Annotated in this window: 18 protein-coding genes and 1 pseudogene; 10 read left to right on the forward strand and 9 right to left on the reverse strand. The window is 67.2% G+C overall.

What is annotated here, in order from left to right; genetic code table 11:
* Positions 1 to 16 precede the first annotated feature (16 nt).
* The gene (locus IO24_RS0127715; RefSeq protein WP_031140134.1) at positions 17 to 505 is read left to right on the forward strand and encodes a hypothetical protein; all 489 of its coding nucleotides are present in this window, start codon (positions 17 to 19) and stop codon (positions 503 to 505) included.
* 207 nt (positions 506 to 712) lie between these two features.
* Here IO24_RS0127715 and IO24_RS0127720 read toward each other — a convergent pair whose 3' ends face one another.
* The 4 genes and pseudogenes from IO24_RS0127720 to IO24_RS41050 form a co-directional block, all read right to left on the reverse strand.
* Entirely contained in the window at positions 713 to 1,891 is a 1,179-nt protein-coding gene (locus IO24_RS0127720) for an HTTM domain-containing protein (RefSeq protein ID WP_045297309.1), read from the reverse strand.
* Position 1,892: 1 nt separating this feature from the next.
* Positions 1,893 to 2,585, reverse strand: a complete 693-nt coding sequence (locus IO24_RS0127725; RefSeq protein WP_157851292.1) for a DUF5819 family protein — start codon at positions 2,583 to 2,585, stop codon at positions 1,893 to 1,895.
* Positions 2,586 to 2,655: 70 nt separating this feature from the next.
* Complete coding sequence (locus IO24_RS42195; protein ID WP_031140140.1) at positions 2,656 to 3,378, reverse strand: hypothetical protein; 723 nt, start codon at positions 3,376 to 3,378, stop codon at positions 2,656 to 2,658.
* A gap of 1,346 nt (positions 3,379 to 4,724) precedes the next feature.
* Positions 4,725 to 5,063 (reverse strand): annotated as a pseudogene (locus tag IO24_RS41050) (hypothetical protein); the annotation flags it as partial.
* Between IO24_RS41050 and IO24_RS0127745 the strand changes: the two are divergent.
* The 7 genes from IO24_RS0127745 (at position 5,005) to IO24_RS41055 (ending at position 12,483) form a co-directional block, all read left to right on the forward strand.
* Positions 5,005 to 5,538 carry an alpha/beta fold hydrolase gene (locus tag IO24_RS0127745; RefSeq protein ID WP_107063035.1) on the forward strand — a complete coding sequence of 178 codons (534 nt, stop codon included), beginning with the start codon at positions 5,005 to 5,007 and terminating at the stop codon, positions 5,536 to 5,538. The pseudogene IO24_RS41050 and the gene IO24_RS0127745 sit on opposite strands and share 59 nt — an antisense overlap.
* A gap of 335 nt (positions 5,539 to 5,873) precedes the next feature.
* Complete coding sequence (locus tag IO24_RS0127750; protein ID WP_234335405.1) at positions 5,874 to 7,040, forward strand: ABC transporter substrate-binding protein; 1,167 nt, start codon at positions 5,874 to 5,876, stop codon at positions 7,038 to 7,040.
* A gap of 6 nt (positions 7,041 to 7,046) precedes the next feature.
* Positions 7,047 to 8,024: a carbohydrate ABC transporter permease gene (locus IO24_RS0127755; RefSeq protein WP_031140149.1), complete on the forward strand. Its 978-nt coding sequence runs from the start codon at positions 7,047 to 7,049 to the stop codon at positions 8,022 to 8,024.
* Positions 8,024 to 8,941 carry a carbohydrate ABC transporter permease gene (locus IO24_RS0127760; RefSeq protein ID WP_031140151.1) on the forward strand — a complete coding sequence of 306 codons (918 nt, stop codon included), beginning with the start codon at positions 8,024 to 8,026 and terminating at the stop codon, positions 8,939 to 8,941. The genes IO24_RS0127755 and IO24_RS0127760 overlap by 1 nt, the downstream gene beginning before the upstream one ends.
* Positions 8,938 to 11,613, forward strand: coding sequence for a beta-galactosidase (locus IO24_RS0127765; protein ID WP_031140153.1), 2,676 nt, complete (start codon positions 8,938 to 8,940; stop codon positions 11,611 to 11,613). The genes IO24_RS0127760 and IO24_RS0127765 overlap by 4 nt, the downstream gene beginning before the upstream one ends.
* Before the next feature lie 96 nt (positions 11,614 to 11,709).
* Positions 11,710 to 12,096, forward strand: coding sequence for a VOC family protein (locus IO24_RS0127770; RefSeq protein ID WP_031140155.1), 387 nt, complete (start codon positions 11,710 to 11,712; stop codon positions 12,094 to 12,096).
* A gap of 42 nt (positions 12,097 to 12,138) precedes the next feature.
* On the forward strand, positions 12,139 to 12,483 hold the full coding sequence (locus IO24_RS41055; protein WP_037668582.1) for a hypothetical protein: 345 nt from the start codon (positions 12,139 to 12,141) through the stop codon (positions 12,481 to 12,483).
* Here the strand turns inward: IO24_RS41055 and IO24_RS0127780 are convergent.
* Together IO24_RS0127780 and IO24_RS0127785 are read right to left on the reverse strand one after the other, a co-directional pair.
* Positions 12,480 to 12,716 carry a DUF397 domain-containing protein gene (locus tag IO24_RS0127780; RefSeq protein WP_031140159.1) on the reverse strand — a complete coding sequence of 79 codons (237 nt, stop codon included), beginning with the start codon at positions 12,714 to 12,716 and terminating at the stop codon, positions 12,480 to 12,482. The two genes, IO24_RS41055 and IO24_RS0127780, sit on opposite strands and share 4 nt — an antisense overlap.
* Positions 12,717 to 13,562 carry a helix-turn-helix domain-containing protein gene (locus IO24_RS0127785; RefSeq protein WP_031140161.1) on the reverse strand — a complete coding sequence of 282 codons (846 nt, stop codon included), beginning with the start codon at positions 13,560 to 13,562 and terminating at the stop codon, positions 12,717 to 12,719.
* Between the two features lie 212 nt (positions 13,563 to 13,774).
* Between IO24_RS0127785 and IO24_RS0127790 the strand changes: the two genes are divergently transcribed.
* Positions 13,775 to 14,410 (forward strand): ATP-binding protein, encoded by a 636-nt coding sequence (locus tag IO24_RS0127790; RefSeq protein ID WP_031140163.1) that lies wholly within the window; start codon positions 13,775 to 13,777, stop codon positions 14,408 to 14,410.
* Here IO24_RS0127790 and IO24_RS0127795 read toward each other — a convergent pair.
* Positions 14,407 to 15,156, reverse strand: a complete 750-nt coding sequence (locus IO24_RS0127795; RefSeq protein ID WP_031140165.1) for an HNH endonuclease — start codon at positions 15,154 to 15,156, stop codon at positions 14,407 to 14,409. The two genes, IO24_RS0127790 and IO24_RS0127795, sit on opposite strands and share 4 nt — an antisense overlap.
* 161 nt (positions 15,157 to 15,317) lie before the next feature.
* On the opposite strand from IO24_RS0127795, the gene IO24_RS0127800 reads away from it, so the two are divergent.
* The gene (locus IO24_RS0127800; RefSeq protein ID WP_031140167.1) at positions 15,318 to 16,541 is read left to right on the forward strand and encodes a DNA cytosine methyltransferase; all 1,224 of its coding nucleotides are present in this window, start codon (positions 15,318 to 15,320) and stop codon (positions 16,539 to 16,541) included.
* Between the two features lie 7 nt (positions 16,542 to 16,548).
* Here the strand turns inward: IO24_RS0127800 and IO24_RS43435 are convergent, their stop codons facing one another.
* Positions 16,549 to 17,043 (reverse strand): very short patch repair endonuclease, encoded by a 495-nt coding sequence (locus tag IO24_RS43435; protein ID WP_078899582.1) that lies wholly within the window; start codon positions 17,041 to 17,043, stop codon positions 16,549 to 16,551.
* A gap of 10 nt (positions 17,044 to 17,053) precedes the next feature.
* Positions 17,054 to 17,338 (reverse strand): NgoMIV family type II restriction endonuclease (locus IO24_RS0127805; protein WP_045297303.1); only part of this gene is annotated, 285 nt, incomplete at its 5' end.

Here is a 17,338-nt window from a genome sequence, read left to right on the forward strand (position 1 = left end):
GAGGACGAGGACGGATATGAGCACCGGCACCAAGGACCTCAAGGAGTACAGCCACGAAGAACTGGCCGCCCAGCCGATCGGCGCATGGACCGGCATGGCCTACCGCAGAGTGGTAGGAGCCCTCCGCGCCCAACTGGCGGTCGAGGACCTCACCCAACCTCACTGGTGGACCCTCAACCACGCGGCCGGCGCCCCCGGCGTGTGGACCCGCCCCACCCTGACCGAACGCCTGCTCCCGTACGACGACCTCGACACCGACTTCGACGCGGTCTACGACGACCTGGTGACCCGCGGCTGGCTCACCGAGGACGCCACCACCGGCACCATGACCCTGACCGAGCCGGGCGAGGCGGCCCGCCTCCGCGCCCGGGACCGCAACCTGCGCGTCCACCACCAGACCCACGAGAACATCGACCCGGCCGACTTCGTCACCACGATCAACGTGCTGCGCCGGATCGTCGCCAACCTGGGCGGCGACGGAAGCCTTCCCGACGACGGGAAATAGATCGACAGCCCCCGCCGTCCCGGCCATCCTGCGGAACGCGACCACACGGCGAACACACCGACGGGGGACGCGGCCACGTCTTCCTCTGCACTGTCACCGCCGCAGCGGTCGTCATGTGGTTCCGCTCATGAGTGGCGGACATCGCCTGGTGCCCGAAGGGATCTGGAGCGAGGACGCACTACGAACTGCCGGGCGTGTGGAACTGGGTCAGATGCTCCGCGCGGGCTCGGGGGCGGCCGCCGGTGGCGTCGACGTGGCCAGTCCCCGCGGGACCGGGCCGGATGGGCCTGGCGTGCGGCGTCCGCGCCACCTGCCCACCCTGAGCAGCAGCGCCGTCGGCAGGAACACCGCGTCGCACACCACCATGACCAGCGACAGGAACGGGATGCCGAGCAGGACGGCGATCCCGAGGTGCTCCGCGATCATCACCGCCAGCAGCACGTTCTTGAGTTTGCGGTTGCCGAGGACGAAGGGAAAGGCCACCTGCGCCGCGACGGTGAGGTAGGTGAGGGCCAGGACGAGCACGGCGTTGGCCGCGACGACGGCCGAGAGCCAGGGCCACGGGGTGAAGTAGTCGAGGTGCAGCGCGTAGTGGAGGGCGGAGCCCTCCTGCCAGCGCAGACCCTGGATCTTGTACCAGCCGGCCGTGGAGTAGATCAGACAGACCTGTACGGCGATCACCAGCATCGCGGCGTTGTGCAGCATGGCCGCGCAGCCGTCCAGGACGGAGCGCGCTTCGTGCCTCGGGAGGCGCCGGTTCACCACGTACCAGACGCCGTGCACTGCCCACAGGAGCCACAGGACCAGCGGCCAGCCGCCCTGGAACGGAAGGCCGAACGCCCAGAAGAGCAGGGCGCCCGCCACCGCCCAGAGGACGACACCGGTCCCGTCGGCGGACGGGTTCGAGCCGCGCGCCCGGGCGGCACGGGCGCGCCGCGCGTCCAGGGACCACGCCTGGGCGCAGCGGGTGAACACCAGGTAGATCACCATGATGCGGATGATGTTGTCGCCGCCGTCCCCGACCAGGGTGTTGCGGTTCTCCAGGGACATCACCCCCACCATGAGCAGGACGGCCATGGTCCGGGTGCGCCAGCCGAGCATGACGGCAAGCGCCGCCACGATGCTCAGCGTGTAGACGATCTCGAACCAGAGTTGCCCGCCCCACCAGCTCAGTACGGTGAAGGTGCCCTCCTCCGCGATCAGGGTGAGGGCCATGTCGTGCGACAAGGGGCTGCGGTCGCCGAACAGGACACGGCGGTGCGGCCATTCCCGCAGCAGGAAGGCCGTGATGACGGCGGCCAGTCCGATCCTGAAGACCGCGGCCTGGTAGGGGGCCTGCGTGGCGCAGGCGAACCGGGCAAGTCGCTGGAACGGTACGGTGCTCAACTCACAGCTCCCTGTAGTCCTGGTCCGTCACCGGCCACCAGGGCAGTACCCGGTAGGTGGTGGTGTCCGGGGTCTGCCGCGTGCTCCACGACGGCGGTGGGACGGCCGTGAAGCGGCCGGCGACCTGGAGGCCGACGATCGGCCGGCCCTGCCACTCGCGTCCGATCCGCTGGAGGACGACTCGCTTGAGGTAAGTGCTGGACAGCTCGCTGAGCTGGCCCCTCTGGGGCCGTTCCTTGGGGCTGTGACTGTTGACGTAGCCGTCCCAGGCCCGGCGGAGCATGTTCTGGTGCGCGTGGCTGGGCGCGGGATTGCCCCTGATCGCCTCGATGTCCTCGGCGGTGACGTTGACCCACCGGGAGACGACCTGGGTCCCGCCGGCGCCCGCGGTGCGCAGCCGGGCGCCGACGGCCTCGTTGCGCTGCTGGGGGTTGGGTGCGAACAGCCTCCAGTCCTGGCCGAACTCCGGCTGGACATAGGCGTTGACCACCTCGCGGTGCCGGGTGATGACGGCGTTGGAGGGGGCGAGGCTGAGGAAGACCATGGCGACGTGGAAGACCACGGTCCCGGCGAGGAGGAGCCCGGTCGCCACGAGCGTGCACACCGCCCACGGGGACCAGTGTGGTGCCGCGCCGTCGTCCTCCGCCGGGCGGGGATGGGGGAGTGCGGTGGGGGTTCCCGTGGATGGTTGCATTCACGTTCCTTCCGCGAAGGCGAAATGGCTTGTGCGGTGGACGGGGGGCGTCCACCGCACAAGCCGTCTGTCACAGCGGGCAGTTGTCGACGCGTTCACCCGTGAAGTTGATGTCCGGGTGCCGGTCGCTCAGCTCGTCCGCGATCCGGTTCGTGTCGTCACCGCCGTAGTACTGCGGGTTCTGCAGGACGAAGAGGATCGACGGGTTGGTCGGCGCTCCGGCGTTGATGCCGGCCTGGGTCCGCGAGGGCAGATCGCCGTTGAACACCGAGCTGTAGGACTCGGAGCCGGTCAGACCCGTGGGGCCCCATGCCTCGGGGTGGTGGTTGCGCCAGAAGCCGGGCGAGCACCACTGCGCGTCGCCGGGCGGGGTGGTGGTGGTGTTGGTGCTCGGCGGCGTAGAGGTGCCGTTCGTGTTCGGCGGCGTGCTGGTCGTGCCGATAAGGCCGATCAGCCCCGTGGTGACATCGCCGATCAGCGTCTGCTTGAAGTTGACGTTCTTCGTGCAGTAGTCGAACGACTTACCCACGCAGCTGTGGTGCAGGTTGTAGTTCTCGACGTGGACCTTCTTGCCGCCCTTGCCGTGCCCCTTCTTCCCGCCCTTGGCGGGGGAGCGCGAATGGTCCTTCTTGCCGCCCTTGCCGTCTCCCTTCTCTCCTCCCTTGGCGGGGAGGTGCGACCTGACCTGCTTCGCGCCTGGGTGATGCAGGTCGATCGCCTGCGAAATCGTGGTGATGCCCATCGTCAGGGCGCCTACGGAAACGGCGACGGCGAGGGCTCTGATGGAGCGCATGAATTCCCTTCCATGTCGGAAAAAAGGAAGTCGAACCTGGCGGTCCAAGAACGAAGGACTACGGGAATGGTGACGTCCATGAATGGGCCGAACGGGTCGCTTTCCCTGCTTTTTCGTCTGCATGGCCCATCACCGGGGCGGCCGGACACACAGCCGCGCCTTGCGCCGTCGCGATCGGCGGTCGGGAGCCTCGGACACCGGGCGGCCACGTGATCGGCCGGACAGGTCCTGGCCGCCGGACCGCCTTTCCTCTCAGCGGAGGAGCTGAACTACCACCGGTACGCACTCACCGACATGCTGGACGACCTACGAGGCTGCTCAGACCACCTGGAACGGGTGTACCTGGTGACCCACTCCTGCAACGCGCCTCGGAACTGGCCCTGCTGGCAGACGGCCACTGGCTCGGCGGCGGCAAATGGCTCTCCCGCCGCCTGGCAACCCGCGGATCCCGACCTGCCCCCCCACCACGGGCCGGTAACCCGGCCACGGTCCTGCACCCCTCCCCACCATCCCCGCCGCTCCACCCTGGGGCCGCCCGGCCGGGCAAAACCCGCGGTGGAGGGGCGAGTGTCAAGAGTGAAGCGAAGCGCAATCGGCAAAGCCGACGCCCGAAGGGCGCTCTTGGCATTCGCCCCGGAGGCGCCAACCTCGGGAAAACCGGGCGGCTGTGAGTACGTCTTGGCAGCCAGCAGTTCGAGGCGCTACGAAGAGATAAGAACTGGTTTTCCGCGACCAACGCCCTGCGTGCCGCAGCCTGAAAAGCACTTCCCGGTGCGCGCTTTGCTTCAACCGCCTGCATGTACCGCGCGTCGAACGCTTCCAGACGGCCTGCGCCGGCTTGGCATGCAGCCTCATGCCAAGCCGTTCCAGCCATGTCCAAGTCGTACATCGCTCGTCGCGGAGCATCGGCCGCGTCAGCCACAAATGTGGGTCCTACGACCGTGACTTCAGCCACCGCGGAACTGAAGGGCGCGCATGCCGCATGGGCACCGGCCGCGGGCTCATGCCACTGTTTCTCCGTACTGCCGTCAATGCGCAGACTCGCTGCTGACTTCCACTACGCCGCAGACACCTGCTTTGAAGTGCTGATGCACGTGCTGTAGGCGTTGCGGCGAGCCTGTTCCAGGTCGTGTTCTCGGTCGATCTGCCGCTGCCGTCGCTGCTGGAACCCCTGGCTCATGGCGGTGACCAACCCGCCCCCAACACCTCCAAGGGTGCCGATCGCTGCGTTGATGACAGCTGCCACTCCTGCGTCCATGGCACGGCATTAGACCGTGGGATGGAGTAGGGGGGCCACATCGCGCACCCGCCCACATCCAAGAGACAAGCTCCAGCCGCCCGCGTGCTCAGCCTGCCAGAAACCCATCGATGGCCTCCTCGGCCATGCACCGCGCGGGCTCCAGCCGAGGGTCCTGCGGGTGCGTGTACGGCCCGAGAATCTTCGAGCAGACGAACAACGTCATCAGCTTGCCGTCCCGGCTCTCGAAGTCGGACCGGCGCTCATGTCGTACGCGATCGGCCAAAGCCGGGACAGCAAGGGAACTCGCCCGCACGGAGGCCGAGTCCAGCCCCAGCGGCGCCTTGCCCCAGTCCTCCCAGTCGTAGAGGCTGAACGGCGGCGCGGTCATGTTCGCCCAGTTCAGATCCGCGTGGGCCGGTACCCACCGCTCGGCGGTCGTATCGAAGTCGGCGGTGCTGGCGGCGTCCCACCCGCACCTGGTGAAGTCCCTGATCCTGATCGAAGCAGGCCCGGCGGGCCCGGCCCCCGACCTCCCCACCCAGATCGCGACCTGGCTGGACAGCTGGCCGACCCCGTTCAAGTCCCTGGAGGAGGCGCAATCCTTCCTCGGCCACGAGGCATGGACGAGGACGCTGGAGCAGCGAGCCGACGGCTGGCACTCCACCATGGACCGGACCACGATCATCGACACGATCGCCGAACTGGCCACCACCGCCTACTGGGACGAGTGGTCCCGCATCACTTGTCCCACGCTCCTCATCCAGGGCGAACAGGGCACGATGCGCCCCGACGAGCCGTCCACGATGCTCGCCCATCGCCCGGACACCCACCTGGTCCGCATCGCCGACGCGGCGCACGACGTCCACCTGGACCAGCCGGCTCGCCTCCACGAGGCGATCGCCACCTTCCTGCCCGGCTGAAGGGCGCCCCCGCGGCACCCGCGCCGGTCCACCTGCAACAACCTCGTCGATGCCCGCTTTTGTGCTGCCTCGAGCCCCGGGTAACAACTGAACCCACACGAAACAAGGTCTTGTCGCTGGCTTAAAACGACGGTTATTTTAACCGCCATTCGAAGTCCGGCCTGATCATCCGGGCGACCTCAAGGCGTGTGCATGTCTCAAGGAAGGGCAGTGCCATGACGCTTGACAGCGCGCGGTTTTCTCGTCGGGGTTTTCTGGGGCTGGGAGTCGCAGCGGGGGTCGTCACACTGACGGCGTGCGGGTCCGGCAGCGGCTCGAGTGACGCTCCGTTGCTGATGACGGTCTGGGGCGGCGACCCCGACCGCAAGACGTATCAGGCCCGCATCGACCTGCTGGTCAAGAAGCACCCGGACCTGAAGGTCAAGCTGCAGCTGATCCCGGGCGACGCCTACCCGCAGAAGGTGCAGACGATGATCGCCGGCGGCACCGGGCCGGACATCATGCAGGTCGCCGAGAGCGTCAACACGTACTCCAGCAAGAACCAGTTGCTGCCCCTCGACGACCTCGCCAAGAAGGCGAACCTCGACCCCGAGCAGCGGTTCGGTCCGGTCGGCTCGCTCTACACGTATCAGGACAAGCTCTACGCGATCCCGGACCGCTCCGGCGCGGTCACCGTGTTCTACAACAAGGACATGTTCGACAAGAAGGGCGTCAAGGCCCCCACCGCGGACTGGACCTGGGACGACACCCTCGACGCGTTCAAGGAGCTGACGGTCCCCGGCAAGGTGTGGGGATACAGCGGTGCCGAATGGTTTCCGCAGTGGTGGAGTCTCGCCTACCAGAACGGCGGCACCATCATCGACGCCCAGGGCCGGCCCGCGGTCGACAGCGACGAGGTCGTCGAGGCGCTCCAGTGGGCGGGCGACCTGGTCTTCAAGCACAAGGTGGTGCCGAGCAAGGCGGACTACGCCGACATGGGCCCCGACATCGGCGGCGACCAGGCGTTCCCCAACCAGAAGGTCGCCACCCACGCCAACGGCTTCTGGGTCATGTCGGGCCTGACGAAGGTGAAGTTCGGCTGGGACATCGCCCCGATGTGGCGCGGCAAGAAGCAGGCCGTGTCGGCGTTCGGCAGCGGCCTGGCGATCTCCCGCACCTCCAAGCAGCGCGACAACGCCTTCAAGGCGATCGACTTCCTCACCTCCCCCGAGGCCCAGACGGAGATCATCGCCTCCGGCCAGGACGTGCCGGCCAACCTGGAGGTGCAGAAGAGCCAGGCGTTCCTCAAGCCGTCGTGGATGAAGACGGACGTCGACATGGGCGTCTTCGCCGAGTCGAGCGAGTTCGTCTTCCGGGCGCCGTTCATCCCCGAGTGGAACGAGATGCAGGACGTGATCTCGAACGGCCTCGCCGACTTCTGGCTCGGCAAGGAGCGCAGCGCCAAGAAGGCGCTGACCGCCGTGCAGAAGGACCTCGAGTCCCTCATCAAGTCCGCGGGATGACCGGCGATGGCGACCACGACGGCCCCCACCCCCGAGACGTCCTCGGTGGCCGCGAAGAAGCCCGCGTCACCGGGGAAACAGAGGCTCTCCAAGCGTCGGCGCCGTGAGGCGCTCTCCTTCTACCTGTTCATCTCGCCGTGGGTGATCGGCTTCCTGGTCTTCCTGCTCGGGCCGATGATCGCGTCGATCTACTACTCCCTGACCGACTGGGACTCCTTCACCTCGCCGAAGTGGGTCGGCTTCCAGAACTACGCCAGGATCCTCACCGACGACCCGGCGTTCTGGAAGGCGCTGTGGAACACCTTCTACTACGCGGCGATCTCGGTCCCGCTGGGCCTGGTGCTCGGGCTCTGGCTGGCGAACCTGCTCAACAAGCAGGTCAGGGCTCGCAAGTTGTTCCGCACTCTGATCTATCTGCCGACGCTGATCCCGCTGGTCGCCACGGCGATGATCTTCCGGATGGTGCTCGCGCCGAACGGCCCGATCAACGACTTCCTCGGCCTGTTCGGTCTGTCGGGCCCCAACTGGCTGCTCGACGGCCCCTGGGTCAAGCCCGCCCTGATCCTGATGTCGGCGTGGGGCGCGGGCGCCGCGACCGTGCTGCTGCTCGCCGCGATGAAGGGCATCCCGCGTGAGCTGTACGAGGCGGCCGAGGTCGACGGCGCGAGCGCGACGCGGCAATTCTGGAGCATCACGCTGCCGCATCTGACGCCCATCATCTTCTTCAACCTGATCATGGGCCTGATCAACGCGTTCCAGATCTTCTCGCAGCTCTACATCCTCATCCCGAAGGGCAAGAACCCCGCGGGCTACGACGCGGCCCAGACCATGGTGCCGCTCCTGTTCGACCAGGCGTTCAGCTACTACCGCATGGGCTACGCCTCGGCGATCTCCTGGCTGCTGTTCCTGGTGATCCTGGTGTTCACGGTGATCGCCTTCCGCACCACCCGGCGCTGGGTGTTCTACGAGACCGAGGTGAAGTGATGGCGACCCTGGCTACCCCGGTGCGCAAACGCGGGCACGAGGACCGGCCCGCGAAGGGGCAGGCCCCCGCCGTACGGGCGTTCCGCGCGACCCCGTTCACCTACGGCACCCTGCTGATCGTCGCGGCGATCCTGACCACCCCGCTGGTCTTCGTCGGTTCGATCGCCCTGTCCAGCGACGCCACCGTGAACAACGGCGCGTTCACGGTCATCCCGCGCGAGTTCCACTGGGACAATTTCTCCCGGGTGTTCGGCACCGAGCTGCCGGTGGGCACCTTCCTGCTCAACTCGGTGCTCATCTCGCTGTTCTCGGTGGTGGGGCAGGTCCTCTCCAGCGGCCTGGTCGGCTACGCCTTCGCCCGGCTGCGGGCGCCGGGCAAGAACACGATGTTCCTCATCGTCATCGCCACCATGATGATCCCGACGCAGATCACGATGATCCCCCAGTTCATCCTGTTCCGGGACCTGGGCTGGGTGAACACCTTCCTGCCGCTGATCGTGCCGAACTTCTTCTCCAACGCGTTCAACGTCTTCCTGGTACGGCAGTTCGTCTCCCGGCTGCCCAGCGAGCTCGACGAGGCGGCCATGATGGACGGTCTGGGCTTCTTCGGCATCTACCGGCGGATCATGTTCCCGATGCTCAGGCCCGTCCTGATCGCCATCGGCATCTTCACGCTGACCCACACCTGGGGCGACTTCATGGGCCCCCTGATCTACCTCAACGACGAGTCGAAGATGCCGCTCGCCCTGGGCGTGCAGTACATCACCGCCACCTCGCAGGCGGGCCAGGCACCGCCCTGGAACCTGGTGATGGTCGGCTCGATCCTGCTCGCCCTGCCGATGATTCTCGTCTACTACATCGGCCAGAAGTACCTGTACGAAATGGACATCAGCGGCGGAAGCGCGGGAGTCAAGTGAGCCACCCCACCACCATCGACCAGGGCATCGCGCTCGATGCCCGCGGCATCCGCTTCCAGGGCGGCCCGCAGCTCGTGCTGTGCGCGTCCCTGTTCTACTTCCGTCTGCCCCGGGAACAATGGCGCGCCCGGCTCGCCCAGGTCCGGGCCTCCGGCTACACCTGCGTGGACGTCTACCTGCCGTGGAACTTCCACGAGACGGCCCCCGGCCGCTGGTCCTTCGAGGGCCGGCGGGACGTCGCCGCCTTCCTCGACCTCGCGTGGGAGGAGGGGCTGTACGTCATCGCGCGACCCGGCCCCTACATCTGCTCCGAGTGGGACGGCGGCGCGCTGCCGGCCTGGCTGGGCCTGGACCCCCAGCTGCGGGTCCGACAGCACGAGCCGCGCTTCCTCGACCGGGTCACCGCCTGGTTCGACCAGGCGCTGCCGCTCCTCGCCGAACGCGAGTACCCGGCGAACGGCCCTGTGATCATGGTGCAGTTGGAGAACGAGCTGGACTTCTTCGACTGCGAGGACCGGACCGGCTATCTCACCGCCCTGCGCGACCAGGCCGTCCGGCACGGCATCACCGTGCCGCTGATCGCCTGCTCCGGACAGGGCGACCTCGAAGGCGCCACCGGCGACGTCCCCGGCGTCGTACCGGCGTGCAACTTCTACCCGGACGACGACTCCCCGCACATCGAACCCGAAGTGCGGCGCTACGCCGAGCTACTGGCGGAGCGCGACCTGCCCCTGCTGATCACCGAGACCAACCGCCGCCACCGCACCCTGCGCCGGCTCCTGGCCAGCGGTGCCTCGCTGATCGCCCCCTATCTCCAGTCCTCCGGCTGGAACTTCGGATACACCCCGTCCGCGGGGAACTGGGGCAGGCCCGGCAACCTCATGAGCCACGGCTACGACTTCGGCGGCTACGTCTCCTCCACGGGCACCGAACGCCCCGAGTACGCCGAGGCCCAGATCCTCGCCCGCGTCATCGACACCCTGGGACCGCGCCTGGCGCTCGCCACCCCCACCGCCCCGCACACGCCGGTCACCACCGACTTCCCGACCAGCTCGTCACCGTCGGCCCTGCGACTCGACGGAGGCGGCCGGCTCCTCGCCGTACCGCATCTCGGCACACGGACGGGGACGGGAACAGGTGCGGGAACAGGCACGGGAACTGGGACAGGACCAGATTCGGGAACGGCGGTCGTGAACGGGGTGCCGGTCGCCGTGGCGGCGGACTCGTGCCCGTTGATGCTGGTGGACGTGCCCCTGACGCCCTGGGGTCACGACGGGACGCTCACTCTGGCGTCCGCGGATCTGGTGGCGGCGGGGGAGGGCGTGCTGGTGTTCTCCTCCGAGGTGCCGGTCACCGTCGTCGTCGGGGACCTTCGGGTCGAGATACCGGCGCCGACGGCCGGAGTGCCGGGGCGGGCGACGGCCAAGGGGCTGACCCTCGTAGCGCTGGCCCCGGCGGAGGCCGTACGCCTGCGCGCCACGGACCGCGACGGCACCGTACATCTCGAGGCACCGGCGCCCGCACGGCCCGCACCGGCACCCGTCGAGGTACGGCGCACGCGGCGCCGAGCGGCCACCGCGCCCGAGTTGGCGACCGGCCGGCACGAGCTGCCGCCGACGCTGGAGTCGCTCGGCGTGTACCGAGGGCGCGGGACCTACCGGACCACGACGGATCTCACGGGCGTCGACGAGCTGCTGCTCGTCGGGGCGGCGGACATCGTCGACCTGTCGGTCGCCGGCCGGGTGCGGCCGACGATCGCCGGGTTCGGGGCCACCCGGCGGATCAACGTCCGGGAAGCGACCGGTGCCGTCGACGTCGAGGCCGTTGTGGAGATCTGGGGGCACGCGAACTTCGACGACGCGCGCCTGCCGGCCCTCCGCCTCGGCGCGCTGCGCGGGCTCGGCACACTCTGGACGGTCCGGGAGACGGCGGACGTGTCGGCGCTGTGGTCGGTCCACGGCCACTGGGCGGGCAGGCCGGCACCCCTGCGCGAGCTCGGCGGCTGGAGCAGCACCCGCGTCGGACTCCCCGTCACCTACACCCGCGAGATCCGGTCGGCCACTGCGGCGGCTCTGCATCTCAAGGGGGTGGTCGAGCCGGTGCGGGTCACTGTGACCGACGGCGAGCCGCTCACCGACGACACCGTCCCCGAGCCGCATGCGGCCCATAGCGTCCACACCGTCCACGCCGAGGATCCGTGGGTCCCGCTGCCCGCCGGCACCCACCGGATCTCGGTCACGCTGCCGCACCACCCCAGCGGCGGCGGCCTGCGTGCCGAGCTGCTCGCCCTGGATCCGGTGACGGACTGGACGTGCTCCGCGCAGGACGACGACCTGCTGACCGGCTTCGCCACCGAAGCCGCACCCGGGCAGGAGGTCCTGCTGCCGCTGACCCTCGCACCGGGGGAGGAGGCATGGCTCGACGTCGACCTGCCGGAGTCCCACGGCGGCCTCCTGTTGCGGCCGGACGGCACGCAGATCCGGGTGACCGGATGGGCCGGCGGGGAGTGCGTGGGCCGGGTCTGGGTCGGCGACCGGCCGGACTTCTCGGGTGGCGACGCGAACGTCCTCTGGATCCCGCCGGGTTGGTCCGGACTGACTCTGCTGGTGCGCGGCACCGCAGGACCGGAGGTTCCGGAGCTTCGCGTGCTGCGGCTGGAGTCCTCCGACTGACTGCCCGAGGCCGCCAAATGCTTCGACAGTTCCCGGTCTCCCCACACATCCTACGAAGCGCCACCGGCGCGCCGGACGACGTGAGGGAGACGACCGTTGCACCCCAACCCCAACCCAACCATCCGCCACATCACCTTCGACTGCACAGGCGAGCCCTACGAACTGGCCCGATTCTGGGCCGAGTTCCTGGGCCATCCCATCTCCGACATCGACAAGCCCGGGGATGACGAGGTCCTGGTGGAACTCCCGGACGGCGCGCCCGGCCTCCTCTTCGTCAGAGTCGAGGAGGCCAAAGCGACGAAGAACCGCCTCCACTTCGACTTGGGCCCCACGGGCCGCACACGCGCCGAGGAGGTCGAACGCGCCGTGTCCCTGGGCGCCCACGTCCTCACGGACCGCACCCTCCCGAACGGCCGAGGCTGGGTCGTGATGGCGGATCCGGAGGGGAACGAGTTCTGTATTGAGCGGGGGGAACTGGGCTGACCGGAGGCGCGGCTGAGCTGGAATTAGGAAGGGCGAGTGCCAATGGACGAAGACGAACCAAGGGTGTACGAGATCCGGATCCACGGTTGCCCGACCTCACAAGAGGCACTGGCACTCCAGGACCCGATCGAACGCCTCCTGTGCCCGGACCCCGACCACGCCCCGCCCTGCGAGATCCCCTGGAGCTTCACCGTCACCGGCGAGGACCCCGACACCTCCACCGCCCTCGTCCTGGGCGTATATACGTCCAGCGGCCGGGCCAAACAGGTGGCGGACCGGGTGCGCACGCGCGTGGGCGAGACGCGGACCGTTGCTGTGAGCGAGGGCGATGCCGGGGAGTGGGAGGAACTGGTGGAGCAGTATCGGTTCGAGAAGGGGCTGGGCTAGAGGTCCTGGAGCCCTGTGACGCGGGCACGCCCTGGTGTACTGCGTATCGATCCTATGAAGCACCGCCATGCGTCGCTGCCGACGAGGACGATGGGTCCCGTTGAGATCTTCGAGTCGCGTATGAGCGCACCGTTGGCGCCGTACGAGCACTCCAGACACTCGGTGGCGTTGCCGCCGCTGTAGGACGACTTGAACCACCTGGGCTCGGAGGTGATCTGGGGGACGGCGGACATTCAGAGCTCCTTGCGGGCGCAATGGATTAGGGTGGAGGAAGCCTCCATGTCCAACGCTTGTGCGCGGAGGTACTCGAACGCAAGTCTGTATCGCTCCAGTTCGGCTTCCTTCTCCAAGAAGAGCGAGCCCGTGTGGATGTCGACGTACACCACGTCAAGGGCCGGTTCAGGCCCTCCGATCATGACGAAACTCCCGAGAGCCGCGGCGTGCGCCCCCTTGGAGAACGGGAGCACTTGGAGCGTGATGTGAGGGGACTCGTTGGCTTCGAGAAGCCTGCCGAGTTGCCCCTTCATCACGGTCGGCGACCCGACGACCCGGCGGATCACCGATTCATCGAGGATCGCCCATAGGTGCAACGGCTTCGGCCGGGAAAGGATCTCCTGCCGTTTCATGCGAATGTCGACCAGCCGGTCGACCTCCGAGGGTCCCAGAGGTACTTCGTTGGCCCTCTGGAGCGCTGTGCTGTAAGCACGTGTCTGCAGAAGCCCAGGGACGTAGACGCAACAGAAGTGGTTCTCACGAACGGCTTCGTCCTCAAGCGTGAGCAGCAAGTTCATGCTCTCCGGGATGGAGTCGGCAAAGGAGTTCCACCAGCCCTGTTCCTTGGCGTTCTTGGCGAGGTTGACGACTGCTCGCCGCTCGGCGTCCGTTGCGTCGTACTCACGGCAGAGTGCGTCGATGACGAGCCACTTGACCGGCCCAGCCGTGGTCTCGTACCGGCTGACGGTCGCCTTCGACACGCCGACGAGTCGCCCGGCCTCCTCAAGCGTCAGGCCTTTGCGTGAGCGCAACTTGCGCATTGTGGCGCCCAGTTGGCGACGTCGTGTTGTGCTCCGTTCGGGCATGCGGCTCCTTAGCCATGTTCGGGCCTCAGCCCGTAGGACGCCCATCAGGCTAGGTAGCCGTGAACCGGGCTCACTACCGGATTCACTCGATAGATTCCCATGAGAAGTTACACAGTGAGATTTCTCTGTGCCATGCTCGTTCTGGCCGCTACGCAGCGCAGTCGTACGGATACGGCCTGGCTCGCGGGGTGGCCAGGGAGGGAGGAGAGGCCATGCCTGGCCAGGAAGTCACGGAGAATCGACTCCGCTGTGTTCTGCCCTTCGAAGCGGTGCCGACGGAGGTACGTCTGCTGCGAAGAGCAACCGCTCAGCAGCTCGACCGGTGGGGCGCACTGGCCGCTTCTGACGAGGCCGAGCTGCTCGTTACGGAGCTGGCCACCAATGTCTTCAAGCACGTTGGCGAAGGTGCGTCGGCGACTCTGATCCTCGAGTGGAAGGGGGAGAGGATCCGCATGGAGCTGCACGACAAGAGCCCTGTGCTGCCGACCCTGAGGGCAGCATACTTGCATGACGAGGGCGGCCGCGGGCTGCACTTACTCGCAGGGCTGGCAGTCGACTGGGGAGCCATTCTCACTGCGGCAGGTAAGGCAGTGTGGTGCGAGATCCCGGTCCTCTACGGGAGGCGGGCCTGCCGACGCTTCGAGCGGGCCGTAGAGGTTCTGGAGAACTATCAGCTTGGCCGAGGCAGCGTCGCTCTGGATGGGGGCAGGAGTGAAGCGGGTCTCGCGCAGTCTGCGATCGAGCTGATCGCCGATCTGCTCCACTGGACCACTGCTCGTGGTCACGACCCCGACGACATCCTCGACCAGGCACAGATGTACTACGAGGCCGAGGCGGACGCGGCCTAGCGGCCAGTTACAGGAACAGACTTCTCTATCTGCTCTCGGAGAGCGGCCGGCGTGCGCCAGGATTCCCCCGGACGGCTCCTGTGGCACATGCGGTGGCAGTTGGCACACAGGCAGGCAAGGTCGGCGAGCTTGGTCTCCCTGGTGCCAGAGGCGTGGAGGGGAGTGACGTGGTGCACCTCGATGTAACCGTCGCCCAGGTCCCCGTAGGTGCGGGCAAAGTCGAACGCGCAGACCTCGCACCGCAGCGGACCCCCGTTGAGTCGCGCCTGCTTGATCTTCAGCGCTCGGAGCTTCGGGTCCCGCTCGCGGGCCAGTGCGCGACGCACGAGGAGTCGCCCTTCGATGGCAGTCGAGCCGTCTTCGTCGACCTCGTCGGGCTGCTCCGGGAGGCGGTGCAGGTCACCGGAGGCGATGCCTTCCTCGATCGCCTCAGCAGCCTGGAGCATCTCAGCCTCACGCTTGGTGAAAGCCTCGATCATGAGCGACGTGGGTTTGCCGCAGCGGGTGGCCTTGCCGGAGTAGAGCGGGTGATTCGTCATGAAGTCAGTGGTCTTCCGGCTCACGCTGTCCGGAGACCGGAAGCCGGGCAATGCACGAGCCTCTGGTTCGTGGACTGGAAGCGAGCGAAGCAGCTCCGAGAGCTCCTGCACGTCCACATCTCTGGTCCGCAGCTCGCGCCAGCCATTCTTCACCACGAGCGCTCCAGCCAGTACGAGCTCGTCCTCAGTCCACGTAGGGATCCGCATGGGCAATATCGTATGAGTGTTCGGCGCAACGGAGGGTGCGTGCGGCGAACCATGAGACGTGCTGCAAACTTGGTCAGGTCTCGTTGTCAGTGGGGTCTGTCACCCTCAGTGATGGCGGATCGCAAGATGCGTCCGCCGCTGCACGACCGTAAGGAGGGGGCATGACCCACGTGAACGAACCGGAGCAGTCCGTGGAGGAGATCGAGGAGCCCGAGTTCACCTCGATCGAAATCTGTGCCGGGGCTGGTGGGCAGGCGATCGGGCTGCACCAGGCCGGGTTCGGCCATCTCGCTCTCGTAGAGATCGACCCTCATGCCGCCATGACGTTGCAGGCCAACGTGCGCTCGCACCCCAAGTGGGCCTGGGAGAGAGAGAACTGCGACGTTCTGCCGCCGACCGATGTCAATGACTTCGACCGGGACGAACATCTGCATAAGAGCCGGGAAGTGCTTCAGCGGCGTGGCCTCGACCTCTTGGCCGGAGGTGTTCCGTGTCCGCCCTTCTCCCATGCCGGCAAGCAACTTGGCAAGGCAGACGAGCGTGACTTGTTCCCTGCGATGCTGAGGCTCGTGGAGACTTACAACCCTCGGGCCGTCATGATCGAGAACGTTCGCGGAATCATGGATCCGAAGTTTGAGGACTACCGGGATTGGATCAAGGCGCGGCTCCAGAGCGGTTGGTACCGCGGTGACGATGGCCAGATGACTTGGGACGAAGGGCTGGGATACAAGGTCTGCGAATGGGACATTCTCGAGGCCAGTGACTTTGGTGTTCCTCAGCTTCGCCCTCGTGCAATCCTCGTCGCTTTCCGCAGCGATGTCCTGGAGGACGTGAAGTACGAGTGGCCGGCTGGCGGAGATGATGAGCACGTCAGCGTTGCAAAGGCGCTGGAAGCAACCATGCATGCTCGATACGCGCCGTATTTCGAAGGTGAGCATGCCGAGCGAGCTCACGCGGCGTATGAGCGCTGGCTCGACTCTGCTCGCAAGCGTCATCTCGAGCTGATGGAGAAGGGCGGGGGTATCGCACCTACCCTGGTGGGTGGGTCCAAGAAGCACGGAGGGGCCGACCTTGGCCCTAGCCGTGCAAAGGCCGCCTGGAAGCAGCTTGGTGTCAATGCACTGGGGGTGGCCAACGATCCCGAGACTTGCAGGCAGAAAGGCACTGAGGATCGTGACTTGTTCGGGCCCAATGGCCCGATGCTCACCGTGCAGCAAGCTGCGATCATCCAGGGTTTTCCGCCCGAATGGCAGTTCTCTGGCGGTAAGACCGCGCAGTACCGGCAGGTGGGAAATGCCTTCCCACCGCCCGTGGCCAGGGCAGTTGGTGAGTCGATCGCCGATGTCCTGAGAGCTGCGAGGGAGCGGGACGGAGCGAAGGCTTGAGCCGCCGCTATGGGCTACCTTCCTGGCGCGCTTGAGGTCGGCGTGTTGCGACCTCCGCAGCGATCTGGGCCGCACACTCGGCGGCAGGTTCGTGCTCCCAGAACCTGAGCACGGTCCAGCCGGCCTCCGCTAGGCGCTGGTCGGTGTCCCGATCACGAGCCACGTTCCGGGCAACCTTGTCTGACCAGTAGCCCGGATTGGTCCTCGGGGGCACGTAGTGCTGCGGGCAGCCATGCCAGTAGCAGCCATCGATGAAGACGGCGACCTTTGCTGGGCCGAAGACCATGTCGGCGGTCCGGCGAAGGCCCGGGAGCGGCTTGGCTGCCACCCGGTAACGCAGGCCTTTGGCATGCACGAGCCGACGAATGAGCCACTCCGGCTTAGTGTCCCTGTTGCGGATGGCTTGCATGTTCCGTCGGCGAGCCGCGGAGGAGGCCCACGAGCCTGCCGGCGGAGACCATTCACGATCCGGCTGCGCGGGGGATCCTGACGTATCACTCATGCGCTCTGACTTACCAGGTGGCCAACGTGGAGGCCAGTTCATCGTATGGCCGGAGACGTCCTTGGCGGGTGCACTCCGAGAGGTCGTTCTTCTGCTGGGCGCTTCCTGCGTCCTCTACAGCAGACTGCAAGGCATCGAGGGCAATGTGGTAGACAGCGTCGACCTCACCGGTGCCTCTGGCGATGGCGGCGATCCTGCTAGAGGTTGTCCCGTAACCGGTGTGGCGGTTGGTGCGTTGGCTGGGCATGGGTGGGGTGATCTCAGCGGATGATCCGAAGTGGATCGAGCCGTTCTC

It is taken from the genome of Streptomyces flavovariabilis (assembly GCF_000725785.1).
GTDB lineage: Bacteria > Actinomycetota > Actinomycetes > Streptomycetales > Streptomycetaceae > Streptomyces > Streptomyces hawaiiensis.

What these genes read in the sequence shown, in the direction of transcription:
- IO24_RS0127715 (WP_031140134.1), top strand. Translation starts at nt 17, where the DNA reads ATGAGCACCGGCACCAAGGACCTCAAGGAGTACAGCCACGAAGAACTG.
- IO24_RS0127725 (WP_157851292.1), bottom strand. Translation starts at nt 2,585, where the DNA reads ATGCAACCATCCACGGGAACCCCCACCGCACTCCCCCATCCCCGCCCG.
- IO24_RS42195 (WP_031140140.1), bottom strand. Translation starts at nt 3,378, where the DNA reads ATGCGCTCCATCAGAGCCCTCGCCGTCGCCGTTTCCGTAGGCGCCCTG.
- IO24_RS0127745 (WP_107063035.1), top strand. Translation starts at nt 5,005, where the DNA reads ATGTTCGCCCAGTTCAGATCCGCGTGGGCCGGTACCCACCGCTCGGCG.
- IO24_RS0127750 (WP_234335405.1), top strand. Translation starts at nt 5,874, where the DNA reads ATGACGGTCTGGGGCGGCGACCCCGACCGCAAGACGTATCAGGCCCGC.
- IO24_RS0127755 (WP_031140149.1), top strand. Translation starts at nt 7,047, where the DNA reads ATGGCGACCACGACGGCCCCCACCCCCGAGACGTCCTCGGTGGCCGCG.
- IO24_RS0127760 (WP_031140151.1), top strand. Translation starts at nt 8,024, where the DNA reads ATGGCGACCCTGGCTACCCCGGTGCGCAAACGCGGGCACGAGGACCGG.
- IO24_RS41055 (WP_037668582.1), top strand. Translation starts at nt 12,139, where the DNA reads ATGGACGAAGACGAACCAAGGGTGTACGAGATCCGGATCCACGGTTGC.
- IO24_RS0127780 (WP_031140159.1), bottom strand. Translation starts at nt 12,716, where the DNA reads ATGTCCGCCGTCCCCCAGATCACCTCCGAGCCCAGGTGGTTCAAGTCG.
- IO24_RS0127785 (WP_031140161.1), bottom strand. Translation starts at nt 13,562, where the DNA reads ATGCCCGAACGGAGCACAACACGACGTCGCCAACTGGGCGCCACAATG.
- IO24_RS0127790 (WP_031140163.1), top strand. Translation starts at nt 13,775, where the DNA reads ATGCCTGGCCAGGAAGTCACGGAGAATCGACTCCGCTGTGTTCTGCCC.
- IO24_RS0127795 (WP_031140165.1), bottom strand. Translation starts at nt 15,156, where the DNA reads ATGCGGATCCCTACGTGGACTGAGGACGAGCTCGTACTGGCTGGAGCG.
- IO24_RS0127800 (WP_031140167.1), top strand. Translation starts at nt 15,318, where the DNA reads ATGACCCACGTGAACGAACCGGAGCAGTCCGTGGAGGAGATCGAGGAG.
- IO24_RS43435 (WP_078899582.1), bottom strand. Translation starts at nt 17,043, where the DNA reads ATGAGTGATACGTCAGGATCCCCCGCGCAGCCGGATCGTGAATGGTCT.